The organism is Planococcus sp. 107-1, from assembly GCF_021513255.1.
Classification (GTDB): domain Bacteria; phylum Bacillota; class Bacilli; order Bacillales_A; family Planococcaceae; genus Planococcus.
Genome location: NZ_CP090977.1, coordinates 3406937 through 3421527 on the forward strand (window position 1 = coordinate 3406937; position 14591 = coordinate 3421527).

14 protein-coding genes are annotated in these 14591 nt (G+C 43.4%); 2 read left to right on the forward strand and 12 right to left on the reverse strand.

The features are described 5' to 3' along the window. Positions 1-10 precede the first annotated feature (10 nt). The 12 genes from L0M13_RS17755 to rpmH all read right to left on the reverse strand — a co-directional run bounded on the left by L0M13_RS17755 (position 11) and on the right by rpmH (position 11382). Positions 11-847 (reverse strand): mechanosensitive ion channel family protein, encoded by an 837-nt coding sequence (locus tag L0M13_RS17755; protein WP_235199346.1) that lies wholly within the window; start codon positions 845-847, stop codon positions 11-13. Positions 848-951: 104 nt separating this feature from the next. Then, the gene (locus L0M13_RS17760) at positions 952-1665 is read right to left on the reverse strand and encodes a DUF554 domain-containing protein (RefSeq protein ID WP_235197730.1); all 714 of its coding nucleotides are present in this window, start codon (positions 1663-1665) and stop codon (positions 952-954) included. Positions 1666-1915: 250 nt separating this feature from the next. Further along, positions 1916-2749 (reverse strand): ParB/RepB/Spo0J family partition protein, encoded by an 834-nt coding sequence (locus tag L0M13_RS17765; protein WP_235197731.1) that lies wholly within the window; start codon positions 2747-2749, stop codon positions 1916-1918. Continuing rightward, complete coding sequence (locus L0M13_RS17770) at positions 2742-3503, reverse strand: ParA family protein (RefSeq protein WP_235197732.1); 762 nt, start codon at positions 3501-3503, stop codon at positions 2742-2744. Before L0M13_RS17770 ends, L0M13_RS17765 begins: the two co-directional genes overlap by 8 nt. Before the next feature lie 169 nt (positions 3504-3672). Next, complete coding sequence (gene noc, locus L0M13_RS17775) at positions 3673-4527, reverse strand: nucleoid occlusion protein (RefSeq protein WP_235197733.1); 855 nt, start codon at positions 4525-4527, stop codon at positions 3673-3675. Between the two features lie 101 nt (positions 4528-4628). Continuing rightward, positions 4629-5342: a 16S rRNA (guanine(527)-N(7))-methyltransferase RsmG gene (gene rsmG, locus L0M13_RS17780; RefSeq protein ID WP_235197734.1), complete on the reverse strand. Its 714-nt coding sequence runs from the start codon at positions 5340-5342 to the stop codon at positions 4629-4631. A 122-nt stretch (positions 5343-5464) separates the two neighbouring features. Next, on the reverse strand, positions 5465-7354 hold the full coding sequence (gene mnmG / locus L0M13_RS17785) for a tRNA uridine-5-carboxymethylaminomethyl(34) synthesis enzyme MnmG (RefSeq protein ID WP_235197735.1): 1890 nt from the start codon (positions 7352-7354) through the stop codon (positions 5465-5467). A gap of 22 nt (positions 7355-7376) precedes the next feature. Further along, positions 7377-8762: a tRNA uridine-5-carboxymethylaminomethyl(34) synthesis GTPase MnmE gene (gene mnmE / locus L0M13_RS17790; protein WP_235197736.1), complete on the reverse strand. Its 1386-nt coding sequence runs from the start codon at positions 8760-8762 to the stop codon at positions 7377-7379. Between the two features lie 415 nt (positions 8763-9177). Then, positions 9178-9909, reverse strand: a complete 732-nt coding sequence (gene jag, locus L0M13_RS17795; protein WP_235197737.1) for an RNA-binding cell elongation regulator Jag/EloR — start codon at positions 9907-9909, stop codon at positions 9178-9180. Further along, positions 9906-10685: a membrane protein insertase YidC gene (gene yidC / locus L0M13_RS17800; protein WP_235197738.1), complete on the reverse strand. Its 780-nt coding sequence runs from the start codon at positions 10683-10685 to the stop codon at positions 9906-9908. The genes jag and yidC overlap by 4 nt, the downstream gene beginning before the upstream one ends. Positions 10686-10746: 61 nt before the next feature. Further along, positions 10747-11088: a ribonuclease P protein component gene (gene rnpA, locus L0M13_RS17805; RefSeq protein WP_235197739.1), complete on the reverse strand. Its 342-nt coding sequence runs from the start codon at positions 11086-11088 to the stop codon at positions 10747-10749. A 156-nt stretch (positions 11089-11244) separates the two neighbouring features. Then, on the reverse strand, positions 11245-11382 hold the full coding sequence (gene rpmH / locus L0M13_RS17810; protein ID WP_006830546.1) for a 50S ribosomal protein L34: 138 nt from the start codon (positions 11380-11382) through the stop codon (positions 11245-11247). Between the two features lie 489 nt (positions 11383-11871). Between rpmH and dnaA the strand changes: the two genes are divergently transcribed. Beyond that, the gene (dnaA, locus tag L0M13_RS17815) at positions 11872-13218 is read left to right on the forward strand and encodes a chromosomal replication initiator protein DnaA (protein ID WP_235197740.1); all 1347 of its coding nucleotides are present in this window, start codon (positions 11872-11874) and stop codon (positions 13216-13218) included. A 170-nt stretch (positions 13219-13388) separates the two neighbouring features. After that, positions 13389-14525, forward strand: coding sequence for a DNA polymerase III subunit beta (gene dnaN / locus L0M13_RS17820; protein WP_235197741.1), 1137 nt, complete (start codon positions 13389-13391; stop codon positions 14523-14525). Positions 14526-14591: the final 66 nt, after the last annotated feature.

Genomic DNA, 14591 nt, shown 5'->3' on the forward strand with positions numbered 1-14591 from the left:
AGCTCCTTTATTATTTTTTTGCAATAACAGAAGGATTTGATTCTTCCGGCGAACGCTGCACCATAACCATCCGCGGATACGGAATTTCCACACCTTTTCGATCCAGATACTCTTTCAAATCTCTCCGGATGCCGCGGGAAACGGCAAAATGCTGCATCGGCAAAGTTTCTGCCGTGATTCGCATAATGATTTCTGTCGTCGTAATGTTTTGGACGCCGAGCAATTCAGGCGGTTTGATAATCTGCTCGTATCTTTCCGGAAGATCGACAAGAAATTCCTGGATCAGCTTTTCCACTCGTGCAATATCGGACTCATAGGAAATATTCACATCCACAACGGCAATGGAGTTATGGATAGAGAAATTGACCACATCCGTTACATTGCCGTTCGGAAAGATGAACAATTCCCCAGTGAATCCTTTGACTTTTGTGGTCCGAAGGCCGATTTCTTCAACGGTTCCTTCCGCTTGGCCAACCCGGACATAATCACCTACTGAAAATTGGTCTTCAAAAATAATGAAAAATCCGGTGATTACATCACGCACTAAGTTCTGTGCACCAAAACCGATAGCGAGACCCAGTACCCCAGCCCCGGCAATCAGTCCGGTGACATCGATTGTAAAAGCGGACAACACCGCAATTATAGCCATAAAATAAACAACATAAGCGACCACGTTTTCAAGCAATTTCGATAACGTCTGCTGGCGGCGTTCATTGTAATGAAGCGGCCCTTTGATCCGCACCGAAAAAGTTTTCCGGATTAACGGACGGGCGAGTTTCACTACGATCACTGCCGCAACGATGATCAAAATCACTTTAATGGCCACAAAGCCGACTCCTACCCACATTTCCTCATCGGTCAAAATATCTTTCACATTTTCTGTGAATGTACTTACTGCGCCTACTGCAGCCTTTGTATCGTCAGTCACTCTTTCACCTTCCTTGCACACAATTATCCTAAGTTCATTTTAAACATCACCGTGACAATCAGCCCTACCACTATGACACCCGGCAATAAATTCGCCACGCGCATTTTCGTTAGCCCCATCAAATTCAATCCGATGGCAACAATCATAACGCCACCGGTTGCGGTCATTTCCGTAATGAACATATCCAATGCCGCTTCCGGAACGATCAAACTGATTTGAGTAGCAAATAAAGCGATTAATCCTTGGTAAACAAATACCGGAATTGCTGCTAACAGCACACCGATTCCAAGGGTAGACGCCAGTATAATCGATGTGAAGCCATCTATCAAACCTTTTGATATCAAGACGCCATGTTCGTTGCTCAAGCCGCTTTCAAGCGCCCCGATAATCCCCATAGCCCCAATTACAAATATCAACGTAGCAGTTACAAATCCTTGGGCTATGCTGTCTTTGCTTTCTTTAGCTCCCAGTTTCACTTCGATCCAGCGTCCAAAATCATTTAGCTTCTTATCTAAATTCATCCATTCACCGATTACAGCACCAAACACCAAACTGATGATGACGACAATGAAGTTTTGGCTCTCTAACCCCATCTGCAGCCCTAATACCACTACAGCCAAGCCAATCACATACATGACCGTTTCTTTCATCTTCTCGGGAATATTCCGAAGCGCCCTGCCAATCAGCGTTCCCACTACGATCAAAATCGCATTAACCAATGTTCCTAAGAGAACCATCGCTTTACTTCCCCTTCCCGGTGCTATGTAATTTTCAATCGCTTCCTCTTTTTCCTTGTCGAGCCTATACGGAAGCCTCCGCTTTTCTTGTCCAGCTGCAGCTCCCAGGCTTTCGAGGTCTTAAGTCACCTGGCTTAGGAAATCGAGATTTCCACGCCATGCGCCTTAAGCTTGTCGAGCCTATACGGGAGCCTCCGCTTTTCTTCCGACAAAACAGAACCTATTTCCCTTTTCAGGAAATAGGTGCTTGTCAGTTTAAAAGTTCAAGTATCCGTTCCAAATCTTCTTCTGAGAAAAATTCGATTTCGATCTTGCCTTTGTTTTTTGATTTCTTGATTTGCACATTCGTTCCGAAACGGTCTCTCAATTCGGACTGCTTTTCTTCTATAAATAAATCCTTTTTCTTTTCATTTGTTTCACGTGGAACATCTTCATTCAGTCGCTGCACCAAATTCTCAAGTTGGCGCACATTCATATTTTCTTTCACAACTTTTTCAGCCGTTTCTAAAATCAGCTTTTTCGCTCTCAATCCAAGCAAAGTACGGCCATGGCCCATTGTTAATTTCTTGTCCGAAATCATCTGGCGCACAGGTTCCGGCAAAGCCAATAAACGGACATGGTTTGCAATATGCGGACGGCTTTTTCCGAGCCTGAAAGCAAGTTGTTCTTGAGTTAAACTTAAGGCTTCCATCAACTTTTGGTAAGCTTCCGCTTCTTCAATCGGCGTTAAATCTTCCCGTTGAAGGTTTTCTAATATAGCTAATTCCATCATTTGCTGGTCGTTTAAGTCTTTTACAATCGCTGGAACTTCCTTCATTTTCGCAAGTTTTGCTGCGCGGAACCGTCTTTCCCCTACCACTAATTCAAACTGGTTTCCGACTTTCCGGACCACTATAGGCTGTAAAATGCCGTGTTCTTTTATCGATTCAGACAACTCCTGCAATGCCGCTTCATCGAAAATTTTACGGGGTTGATACGGATTCGTCCGTAATTGGCTGATGCTGATTTGATTGATTTTTTCGGATTCACTGACTGATTCGCCCGGAAACAATGCATTGATTCCTTTGCCTAATCCTTTAGCCATTACGAATCACTTCCTTCGCTAATTCTAGATAGACTTCTGCCCCTCTAGATTTCGGATCATAAATGATGATCGGTTCGCCGTGGCTCGGTGCCTCGCTTAAACGCACATTACGGGGAATGATCGTCCGGTACACTTTGTCTTGGAAGTATTTTTTCACTTCTTCAATCACTTGTATCCCTAAATTCGTCCGTGCATCCAGCATCGTAAGCAATACGCCTTCAATCATGAGATCGTGATTCAAGTGTTTCTGGACTAAGCGGATTGTGCTTAGCAGTTGGCTTAACCCTTCAAGCGCATAATACTCGCATTGCACGGGGATGATAATTGAATCAGAGGCTGTAAGTGAATTGATGGTCAATAATCCTAATGACGGCGGACAATCGATGATGATGAAATCGTATTGGTCTTTTACTTCATTTATAGCGTTTTTCAGCCGAACTTCTCTTGAAATCGTCGATACAAGCTCGATTTCTGCTCCTGCCAATGATATTGTGGCAGGCACAATATGAAGATTTTCAACTTTTGTCTCCATAATCGTGTCTTTGATGTTAACGTCATCAATCAGCACTTCATAAATGCACTGGTCGACATCGCCTTTATTAACCCCTACTCCGCTTGTCGCGTTTCCTTGGGGATCGATATCTATTAAGAGAACTTTTTGGCCTAAATAAGCAAGGCAGGCACTCAAGTTCACTGAAGAGGTTGTTTTTCCTACGCCGCCTTTTTGATTGGCGATCGCAATAATTCTACCCACACTTGCACCAACTTTCTTTCATACTTCTTCCATTTTACTGCGGTAACACGCTTAATACCATTAGAAACCTAGAAATAATGATAGTTCTTTATCTATTGTAGCAAACCTTTGTACTTTTTATGATTACATTCCTATTAAAAAAGCCCTTTCTGTAAGCAGAAAGAGCTTTTTACGTTTTTTTCTTTGGTATTTTTACAGTGATTTGATAATAATCGTCGTGGTCTTCTTCTTCTGTTGTCAATTCGATTCCCGTCTTCGTCACCATGTTCAGCGATTCTTTGATCGTGTTCATCGCAATGCGGACATCCCGGCTCACCGTTTTTCTCCGCTGTTTCGGCTTTTTCGGTTCATCGGACAACAGCTTTGCCACTTTCGCTTCCAACTGGCTAACATTAAGCCCCAGTTCAAGGATTTCATTAAATAGTTTTTGCTGAAGTTCAGGATCTTTTATCTTCAATAAAGCCCGTGCATGCCGCTCCGTCACTAATCGGTTCAGCAAGGCTTCCTGGATTTCAGTCGGAAGTTTCAACAGACGCAGCTTATTCGCTACCGTCGATTGCCCTTTGCCAAGCCGCTGTGCCAATGCTTCTTGTGTAATGCCGTGTATCCCCAAAAGGTTCTGATACGCATTCGCTTCTTCAATCGCCGTAAGTTCTTCCCGCTGCAAATTTTCAATCAAAGCGATCGAAGCGGTTTCTTTATCGCTCAACTCGCGGACAATGGCAGGAACTTCTTCCCATCCGAGTGAACTCATTGCACGGAAACGACGCTCTCCAGCGATGATTTCATAATGGCCGTCGTCGCCTGTTGTGCGAACGACAATCGGTTGGATCACTCCATGTATATGAATTGTTTTTGCCAGTTCTTCGATCTTTTCTTGGTCAAAAACCGTTCGCGGCTGAAATTTATTTGCGCTTATTTTTTCAATCGGCAATTTCACAACATTCTCTGTCGCTTCATTTGCTGCCTTCACCGGTTCTTCTTTATCTCCACCTCCGAAGAAACGGGAAAAAGGACTCTTCATCCTCAAGCACCACCTTTTAAAAGCTCACTTGTTCATTATTCGCTGTGTGTTACAAAAATACCTTTATTGATGAATGTTCCACGTGAAACATTAGAATCGATTTAGCTGATTGGGGATTTATTTGGCATGCCTGCTTTTCTCGGATACTTTTTCGGAGTATCTTTGAACTTTTTAAACACTTGAATATAGCGGTCGCTTTCTTCTACTGGCAGTTTGAAGGAATGGACATCTTCAATTTTTACTCCTAATTTTTGTAAAGCGTTTTCTGCATCGTTTAGTTCATCCGGAGCCGACGCTGCTTTCATCGCGGCAAACACCCCGCCTTTTTTAACAAGAGGAACGCATAACTCTGCGAGTACCGACAAACGGGCTACTGCTCGTGCTGTCACAAGGTCAAAGCTTTCGCGTTGAGCCGATTGGCCAAAGTCTTCTGCTCTCGCATGGACAAATTCTACACCTGACAGATTTAGTTTTTCGCTTAAATGCGTGAGGAATTGAATGCGTTTGTTAAGTGAATCCACAATCGTCACGTTGATTTCAGGGAAGCAGATCTTCAGAGGAATGCTTGGGAAGCCAGCGCCTGCCCCTACATCACAAACTTTTAGCGGTTTGCTGAAGTCCAAATAAAAAGCTGCCGTAATCGAATCGTAGAAATGCTTTAAATAGACATCCGGCTGATCCGTGATTGCCGTTAAATTCATTTTTTCATTCCACTCAACAAGTTCTTCGAAATACACACGAAACTGCTGCAATTGGGTATCCGTTAACTGGATCCCTTTTTCACTGAGGGCCTCTTTAAATTGCTGTTCGTTCATTTTTTCTTCCTCCCTCTTTTTTTATGCAATGCCTTTTGGGTTATGTGCGGCTATAAAGCCTATTTAGTTTCTCCTATGTAAAAATGGGCTGGTCAGCGCCAGCCCATTTATGTTTATCCTGTTTAAACGGATACTTTTGCGATTCTACCTTGTTCAATATACACCAAAAGAATGGAAATGTCAGCAGGGTTTACACCTGAAATTCGGGAAGCTTGCGCAATAGAAAGCGGACGCACTTCCGATAATTTCATGCGTGCTTCTGTTGCAATTCCAGAAATCGAGTGATAATCGATGTTTTCTGGTATTTTTTTATCTTCCATTTTTTTAAGCTTCGCCACTTGCTGAAGTGATTTTTCGATATATCCTTCGTATTTAACCTGGATTTCGACTTGTTCTTTCACTTCATCTTCCAATTCTATTTCTGATGCCGTCAATCGCTGAATCATGTCATAGTCCATTTCCGGGCGTTTTAATAGATCTGCTCCACGGATGCCGTCTTTCAACTCACTGCCGCCAGCGTCGCGGATCATTTGCTGCGTTGCTTCGTTCGGCTTGATCATGACGTTTCTCAAGCGTTTGATTTCTTCTTCGATGCGCTCTTTTTTCGCTAGGAATTTCGCATAGCGTTCATCTGAGACCATACCGATTTGATGCCCTAATTCCGTTAAACGCATATCTGCATTGTCATGGCGCAGCAATAAGCGGTATTCCGCCCGTGAAGTCAATAAACGATAAGGTTCGTTAGTTCCTTTAGTCACCAAATCATCGATCAATACACCGATATAAGCATCAGAACGGCTCAAAATCACTTCTTCTTTGCCCAGCACTTTCGCAGCTGCATTGATGCCTGCCATAAGACCTTGGCCGGCTGCTTCTTCGTAGCCGGAAGTTCCGTTGATCTGGCCAGCTGTGTAAAGGTTTTCGATTTGTTTCGACTCGAGTGTCGGCCATAATTGCGTCGGTACGATGGCATCATATTCGATGGCGTATCCGGCACGCATCATTTCCGCTTTTTCAAGCCCTGGAATCGATTCGAGCAATTGTCTTTGGACATGTTCAGGCAAACTGGTTGAAAGCCCTTGTACGTAAACTTCACGCGTATTTCGGCCTTCTGGCTCCAAGAAAATCTGATGGCGCGGTTTGTCATTGAAACGCACCACTTTATCTTCGATGGATGGGCAGTAACGCGGGCCTGTCCCTTTGATCATCCCTGAATACATCGGGGACAAATGAAGGTTGGCATCGATGATCTGATGCGTTTTTTCATTTGTATAGGTTAGCCAGCATGGAAGCTGGTCCATGATAAATTCTGTAGTTTCGTAGCTGAATGCCCGCGGCACGTCGTCGCCTGGCTGGATTTCAGTTTGGCTGTAATCGATCGAATTGCTGTTGATCCGTGGAGGCGTACCTGTTTTGAAACGCACAGTTTCAAAACCGAGTTCTTCCAGGTTTTCGGCCAATTTGATCGATGGCTGCTGGTTATTCGGTCCGCTTGAATAGCGAAGATCGCCAATGATAATTTCTCCGCGCAAAAACGTTCCAGTAGTGATGACAACTGAGTTTGCACGGTAAATTCCGCCAACTTGCGTGATCAATCCTTGGACTTTTCCGTCTTCCACTAACAGTTTTTCAGCAATTCCTTGATGGAGCGTCAAATTCTTTTCTTCTTCCATTAGGCGCTTCATTTCCTGTTGGTAAAGCACTTTATCAGCTTGTGCGCGAAGTGCGCGGACAGCTGGCCCTTTAGCTGTATTCAGCATTCTCATTTGTATATGTGTTTTATCGATGACGCGTCCCATGGCCCCGCCAAGTGCGTCGATTTCGCGTACCACGATGCCTTTTGCCGGTCCGCCGATTGACGGATTGCATGGCATGAACGCGATCATATCCAGATTCATCGTCAACACAAGTGTTTTTGCACCCATGCGGGCAGAAGCAAGTGCAGCTTCAGCTCCTGCATGCCCTGCTCCTACGACGATGACATCGAACGTGCCTGCTTCGTATTGTGGCATGTTCGTTCATTCCCTTCGAGTTTTATTTCCCTAAACAGAACTGCGAGAATAATTGGTTGAGGAGTCCGTCATCTGCCGTATCGCCGATGATTTCCCCAAGTATTTCCCAAGTTCGAGTGACGTCTATCTGAATCATATCCACCGGCACTTCCATTTCAGCCGCTTCAATGGCGTCTGAGATGGTCTGATGCGCTTGATGGAGCAGCGAAATGTGGCGGGCGTTCGATACGTAAGTCATATCCCCCGCTTCGATTTCCCCTTCAAAGAACAAATCGGCAATTGCTTCTTCCAATTGGTCAATGCCTTCTTCTTCAATTAACGAAGTGGTGACCAAAAGCCGGCTGCCGGCTAAAGCTTGGACTTTTCCCAAGTCAATTTTCTGCGGCAAATCGGTTTTATTGATCACGACGATATAATTCATATCTTTGACCGCTTCGAATAATAGTTCATCTTCTGCTGTTAGCGGCTCAGAATAATTTAACACATAAAGGATCAAATCCGCTTCTTTGAGAACTTTTCGAGAGCGCTCAACGCCAATCCGTTCGACGATATCTTCTGTTTCCCGAATTCCTGCAGTATCCACGAGGCGAAGCGGCACTCCGCGGACATTCACGTATTCCTCTATTATATCACGGGTAGTTCCCGCTATTTCAGTGACGATCGCTTTATTTTCCTGGACCAAACTGTTTAATAGGGAAGATTTCCCGACATTCGGCCTTCCGATAATCACCGTAGACAAACCTTCACGCAGAATTTTCCCTTGAGAAGAAGTCTGAAGCAGCTTGTCAATTTCACTGCGCACCCACATCGACTTTTCAAGCATGATCGGACGCGTCATTTCCTCCACGTCGTCATATTCCGGATAATCGATATTCACTTCCATTTGGGCAATCGATTCAAGCAATGCTTGGCGCAAAGTACCGATCAGCTTCGACAGACGCCCTTCCATTTGGTTAAGCGCCACATCCATAGCCCGGTCCGTCTTCGCACGGATCAAATCCATCACGGCTTCTGCTTGAGATAAATCGATGCGGCCGTTTAAGAATGCCCGTTTTGTAAATTCTCCCGGCTCAGCGAGTCTTGCACCAGCCCGTAAAACCAAAGCCAATACGCGGTTCACTGACACAATGCCGCCGTGGCAGTTGATCTCAATGACATCTTCGCGTGTAAATGTTTTCGGCGCTTTCATAAACGACAGCATGACTTCCTCTACTGTCTCTTCCGTCCACGGATCCACTAAATGTCCATAATGGATGGTATGGGAAATTTGTTCAGCCAATTTCTTTCCGCTTGGCGCCTGGAATAGCTTGTCTGCGATGCTGATTGCTTCCGGTCCGCTTAAACGGACGATGGCAATCGCTCCCTCTCCGCTTGGCGTAGAGATCGCCGCTATTGTATCGAACTCCATGATATTGCCTCCTTCTATTGAAAAGCAGAAACGGACCCTGCGAAGTCAAACTAAATTGTTTGTCTAAAGCAGAACGGCCGTCGCAGCTTGTCATGGACTAACTTAAAATCTATCCACAAGTTCATCTTGAACTGAAATTATTTTCTCGCTTTAAAAAAGTTGTCCACATGTGGACAACCAGTAAATGCACATGACTTTCTAACATATTACAATAGCACAAATTGCTTCAATCTGAAAGGTGTAAAGCTTAGGCCGATTAAGCTGGAATGATCTATTTGCAAAGATCTTTGCAGCCTTGAACAGCCCACCAATAGCTGCAATAACGGTTTGTATCTTTTTGTATAATATTTGTGGAGCTTTTTCGTGGCTATAATACGTAAAAAAACGGTATGCATATTTATGCATACCGTTTTTATTAGCGCAGCGGTTCAATTACTAAATAGCGATTTGGATCTTTTCCTTCAGAATACGTATCAATATCTGTTCTGCGGGATAATGCTTGGTGAATGACTTTCCGTTCATAGGAAGGCATCGGTTCGAATTGAACGCGCCCTCCTGTCCGGATTGCTTTATCCGCCATACGGTCTGCCAGCTGCTCAAGCGTTTCCTGGCGCCGTTCACGGTAGTTCTCCGCATCCAATTCCACCATCATGAACTGGTTGGAGTATTTATTGGCGACCAGCTGGGCAAGCTGCTGAAGCGAATTTAAGGTGTTCCCTCGTTTTCCGATCAGCATGGCCACTTTCTCGCTTTCTAAATAAAAGCGGATCTGTTTGCCTTTTTGGCTATGGGTGATGGTCAGATCTTCAATCGTCATTCCTTTGGCAATCGCTTGAAGATAATCCTTTGTTTCTTGGATCGCCTGATCATTCGTTGCCGCAGGCGCCAATTCTGCCAGTTCCTCCAAAATTGCTTCCGGTTCGGCTATTGGCGATTTCTGTTCAAGTACTGCTTCTTCAACTGGAGCAGCCTCTATTTCCTTAACTTCAACTTCCACCTCTGCAGGCTTTGCTCCGAAGCCAAAAAAACCTTTTTTCTCTTCTTGGATGATGCGGATGTTTACTTCTTCACGTGTGGCTTGAAGTTTTTTCAATGCTTCTGAGATCGCGTTTTCAACAGTTGTACCCGTTTGCGTGATCTGTTTCACTTTTTAGCCCCTCCTGCTTTCGTTTTAACAGGTTGCTGCACTTCTTTCTTTTCCCACGGACGGTAAATAAACATGTTTTGGATAAGGGAAATGATGTTCCCGATTACCCAGTAAAGTGTTAATGCAGATGGCAATACGATACCAAATCCGATAATCATGATCGGCATGAAATACATCATGATTTTCATTTGCGGATTGTCCATTGCTGGACCTGTGCGAAGCACTACAAATTGCATAAGGCCGGCGATCACTGCCAAGATAATGCTTGGTTCAGCAAGCGGGAATATTAGGAAGGTCCCGAGATCGATCGACGGTGTACTGTTCATCCGGCTGATTGCGTGGTAAAAACCGATTAAAATCGGCATCTGAATCAATACCGGCAAACATCCAGCCATTGGGTTGACGCCTTTTTCCTGGAACAGCGCCATCATTTCTTTTTGGTATTTCTGTTGGGTTACTGCATCTTTGGATTTGTATTTTTCTTGTAAAGCTTTCAGTTGCGGCTGCACTTCCTGCATCCGTTTTGAACTTTTTGTCTGTTTGACCATCAACGGCAATAATGCTAAGCGGATAATGATCGTAACAGCAATAATTCCAAGCCCGTAAGTCCCCAGTAAGCCTTTAAAATACGTAATAACTGAGACTAAGGGCCAAACGATAAATTCATTCCAAAATCCTTCGCTATCTCCACTGATCGGCTGATCAAATTCCGTACAACCCGCCAGCAGCAATGCAACTGCAATCAGTGAAATAAGCATGACTATTCGCTTATTCAACCTTCTTCCCCCAAACTAATTTTCGATTACTTCTATAATAACATCGATACGCAAACGCTTTCTACTTCTTGGTTAAAGCGCGTGCAATTTTTAAAACGTGCTCCAAACTCTTCTTGCTTTCGTGAAAATCCATTTCGGCCGCCTGTTGCCGGGCGATGATAACATAATCGGTATTCGGCTTTAAATCATCTTTCAATTCCAAGAAAGTTTGCCGGATATAACGTTTAATACGGTTTCTTGTAACTGCATTTCCTACTTTTTTGCTGACAGATAAGCCTAAGCGAAATTCCGGTTGATCACTTTTTAAGACATAGACGATAAACTGGCGATTCGCAAAAGACTTCCCTTTTTTAAAAATTTGCTGAAACTCTTTGTTTTTCTTGATCCGTTGCTGCTTGTTCATCTTTTCACCTGCTTATTTTGGTTCATTTCCGCTCCATTCGTTAAGAAAAAGATGGAGTGATCGTCCAATGAGTGGCAATGAACACTCCAGAAACGCTGAAATCCTTTTCTTAAATAGGCAGAAAAGAAAAAAAGACCACTGATGCGGTCAGTGGACTTAAGCTGATAGTACTTTTCTTCCTTTGCGACGGCGTGCAGCAATTACTCTACGTCCGTTTTTTGTGCTCATACGTGCTCTGAAGCCGTGTACTTTGCTGTGTTTACGTGTATTTGGTTGGTATGTGCGTAATGTCATGTAGTGACACCTCCTGAATAAAAGTAACTCTTTTCTCAAAGACAGTCTTGACTATTATAAAGCCCTCTTGTATGAAATGTCAATGTCTTATTAAAAAAGAGGATGATTAGCCTTCCGATCCCTCTATAGAAGTTATCCACATTCGCTTCCCAAAATGAAAAATTCCATGTGCAGCAAATTTTCTTCAAAAATATTTATCCACACCCCTTATCTACAACTTCTTCACATAGGAACCCCATGTGGATAGCTTCTGTGTGCACAAGAAAAGAAATGTGGATAAGTTCAAGAACTTCTTGTAATGTCTCATTTTTTTTGTTAACATTAACTTGTTTTCACTTGTTGACAATTTTATTCACAAAATACTTATCCACAAACTGTGCATAAGATGTGGACAGTTATTTCACAGCTTGTTTGCAAACTTTATCCACAGGCTGTGGTTTTGTGTATGATATACTTAAAAAATATTTTACATATAAAGGAGAAGAGCTATTGGAACACTTAGACGAATTATGGTCAAGTGTCTTAGCCCAAGTTGAAACCAAAATCTCCAAACCGAGTTTTGAAACTTGGTTGAAATCGACAAAACTTTTATCTTATCAGAATGAGACAGTCACAATTTCAGCGCCTAATTCGTTTGCACGTGATTGGTTGGAAAACCATTACGTGCATTTAATTACTGGAATATTATCAGACCTTACTGGTGACGATCTGCTGATAAAATTTGTCGTGCCCAAAGATCAAGACATGGATGATTTTCAACTTCCTGCACCTCGCGTTAAACCCGGTCAGAATGAGCATCAGGAATTTCTTCCTGGCATGTTGAATCCAAAATACACATTCGATACGTTTGTCATTGGATCCGGCAACCGCTTTGCTCATGCTGCATCACTCGCCGTGGCCGAAGCGCCGGCGAAAGCGTATAATCCGCTGTTTATCTATGGGGGAGTAGGTCTAGGCAAGACACATCTAATGCATGCAATCGGACATTACGTCCTCGAACACAACCCGGATGCCAAAGTGGTTTATTTGTCATCTGAAAAATTCACGAATGAGTTCATCAACTCGATCCGTGATAACCAGACCGTCGATTTCCGCAATAAATACCGGAGCGTCGATATTCTATTGATCGATGATATTCAATTCTTGGCAGGCAAAGAGCAGACACAGGAAGAATTCTTCCATACTTTCAACACGCTCCACGAAGAATCGAAGCAAATCATCATCTCGAGTGACCGGCCTCCAAAAGAAATTCCAACTTTGGAAGATCGCCTGAGATCCCGCTTTGAATGGGGACTTATTACAGATATCACACCTCCGGATCTGGAGACGCGAATTGCGATTCTTCGCAAAAAAGCGAAAGCCGACGGTTTGGACATTCCTAACGACGTCATGACGTATATCGCTAATTCGATCGACTCGAATATCCGTGAACTTGAAGGGGCTTTAATCCGCGTAGTCGCTTACTCTTCCTTGATCAACCGGGATATGAGTGCTGAACTTGCGGCTGAAGCATTAAAAGACATCATGCCGAATTCGAAACCGAAAGTCATCACGATTTTGGACATCCAGAACGCTGTCGGCAGCCAGTTCAATGTGAAATTAGAAGATTTTAAAACGAAGCGCCGGACAAAAGATATTGCCTATCCACGTCAAGTCGCCATGTATTTATCAAGGGAAATGACAGATTTTTCTCTGCCTAAAATCGGGGAAGAATTCGGTGGACGAGATCACACAACGGTGATTCATGCACATGAAAAGATTTCAACAATGCTGAAAGACAATCAGCAGCTCCAGCAAGATGTAAAAGATATCAGAAGCGCGCTAGGCAAAGGGTGATTCGCTTGTGGATAACCCGATAAGTTACAAAGCAGTTTATGCACATTCTATCTACATGTGGATAAGCTGCTTTTATTCACTATTTCAGGGTTATCCACATATTCACAGCCCCTACTACTATTATTACTTTAAAGATCTAAATAAAATATATATATAAGCGAGGTTCCATAATGAAATTTGAGATAAAGCGTGAACGTTTAGTTGAAGGTTTAAATGATGTAATGAAAGCAGTCAGTTCAAAAACAACGATTCCGATTTTGACAGGGATCAAAATGGATGTCTCATCAGAAGGAATGCGTTTGACAGGAAGTGATTCAGACATCACGATCCAAACGTTTATTCCAGCAGAAGAAGATGGCGAGCAGATCATTGGAGTTTCTCAAGGAGGAAGCATTGTTCTTCAAGCGAAGGTATTCGGAGAAATCATCCGGAAACTGCCAACGAATGAAGTAGAAGTAGAGATTACAGGAAATTTCCAAACGCATATCCGTTCTGGTAAATCCGAATTCCATTTAATTGGCTTGGATGCGATGGATTATCCACAATTGCCGGATATCCAAGACGACCGTCTGTTTTCAATTCCTGCAGATCTGTTGAAAACCATCAACAGAGAAACCGTTTTTGCAGTTTCAAGTTCTGAAACACGCCCAGTATTAACTGGTGTCCATTGGGAGGTAAAAGACGGAGAATTGGTTTGTGTAGCAACTGACAGCCACCGTTTAGCACGCCGCAAAACCAAATTGGAGACTCTGCCAGAAGGCGAATACAGTGTCGTCATTCCCGGCAAGAGCTTAAATGAGTTGAACAAAATCCTTGATGATACGTCAGAACCGGTTGAAATCGTTATGACAAACCAGCAAGTCCTGTTTAAATCCAAGCATATTTTATTTTTCTCACGTTTATTAGAAGGGAATTATCCAGATACTTCACGCCTGATTCCTTCTGAATACAAAACGGAAGTTGTCGTAAATGGACGTTCATTATTGCAAGCGATTGACCGTGCTTCTTTATTGGCACGCGAAGAACGCAATAATGTGGTCCGTTTCTCTACCAACGCTGGCAATGAAGTGGAAGTTTCTTCTAATTCACCAGAAGTTGGGAAAGTAGAAGAGCAGCTTCAAGCGCAAAGCATTGAAGGGGAAGAGTTGAAAATCTCATTTAGTGCGAAATTTATGATGGACGCCTTGAAAGCGATTGATGGACAAGATGTTCTGATCCAATTCACAGGAGCGATGCGTCCATTTATTTTGAAGTCGGCATTAGACGACTCGATTTTGCAGCTGATTCTTCCTGTCCGGACCTACTAAAATTGAAAAGCACCCTCGAGGATAGCCATATAGGCTATCCTTTTTACTTTTCACCCTATTTAGGGT

Excerpts from the sequence above, each read along its gene's own strand:
- L0M13_RS17755 (WP_235199346.1), bottom strand. The coding sequence starts at position 847 with ATGTGGGTAGGAGTCGGCTTTGTGGCCATTAAAGTGATTTTGATCATC.
- L0M13_RS17760 (WP_235197730.1), bottom strand. The coding sequence starts at position 1,665 with ATGGTTCTCTTAGGAACATTGGTTAATGCGATTTTGATCGTAGTGGGA.
- L0M13_RS17765 (WP_235197731.1), bottom strand. The coding sequence starts at position 2,749 with ATGGCTAAAGGATTAGGCAAAGGAATCAATGCATTGTTTCCGGGCGAA.
- noc (WP_235197733.1), bottom strand. The coding sequence starts at position 4,527 with ATGAAGAGTCCTTTTTCCCGTTTCTTCGGAGGTGGAGATAAAGAAGAA.
- rsmG (WP_235197734.1), bottom strand. The coding sequence starts at position 5,342 with ATGAACGAACAGCAATTTAAAGAGGCCCTCAGTGAAAAAGGGATCCAG.
- mnmG (WP_235197735.1), bottom strand. The coding sequence starts at position 7,354 with ATGCCACAATACGAAGCAGGCACGTTCGATGTCATCGTCGTAGGAGCA.
- mnmE (WP_235197736.1), bottom strand. The coding sequence starts at position 8,762 with ATGGAGTTCGATACAATAGCGGCGATCTCTACGCCAAGCGGAGAGGGA.
- rnpA (WP_235197739.1), bottom strand. The coding sequence starts at position 11,088 with ATGAACAAGCAGCAACGGATCAAGAAAAACAAAGAGTTTCAGCAAATT.
- rpmH (WP_006830546.1), bottom strand. The coding sequence starts at position 11,382 with ATGACATTACGCACATACCAACCAAATACACGTAAACACAGCAAAGTA.
- dnaN (WP_235197741.1), top strand. The coding sequence starts at position 13,389 with ATGAAATTTGAGATAAAGCGTGAACGTTTAGTTGAAGGTTTAAATGAT.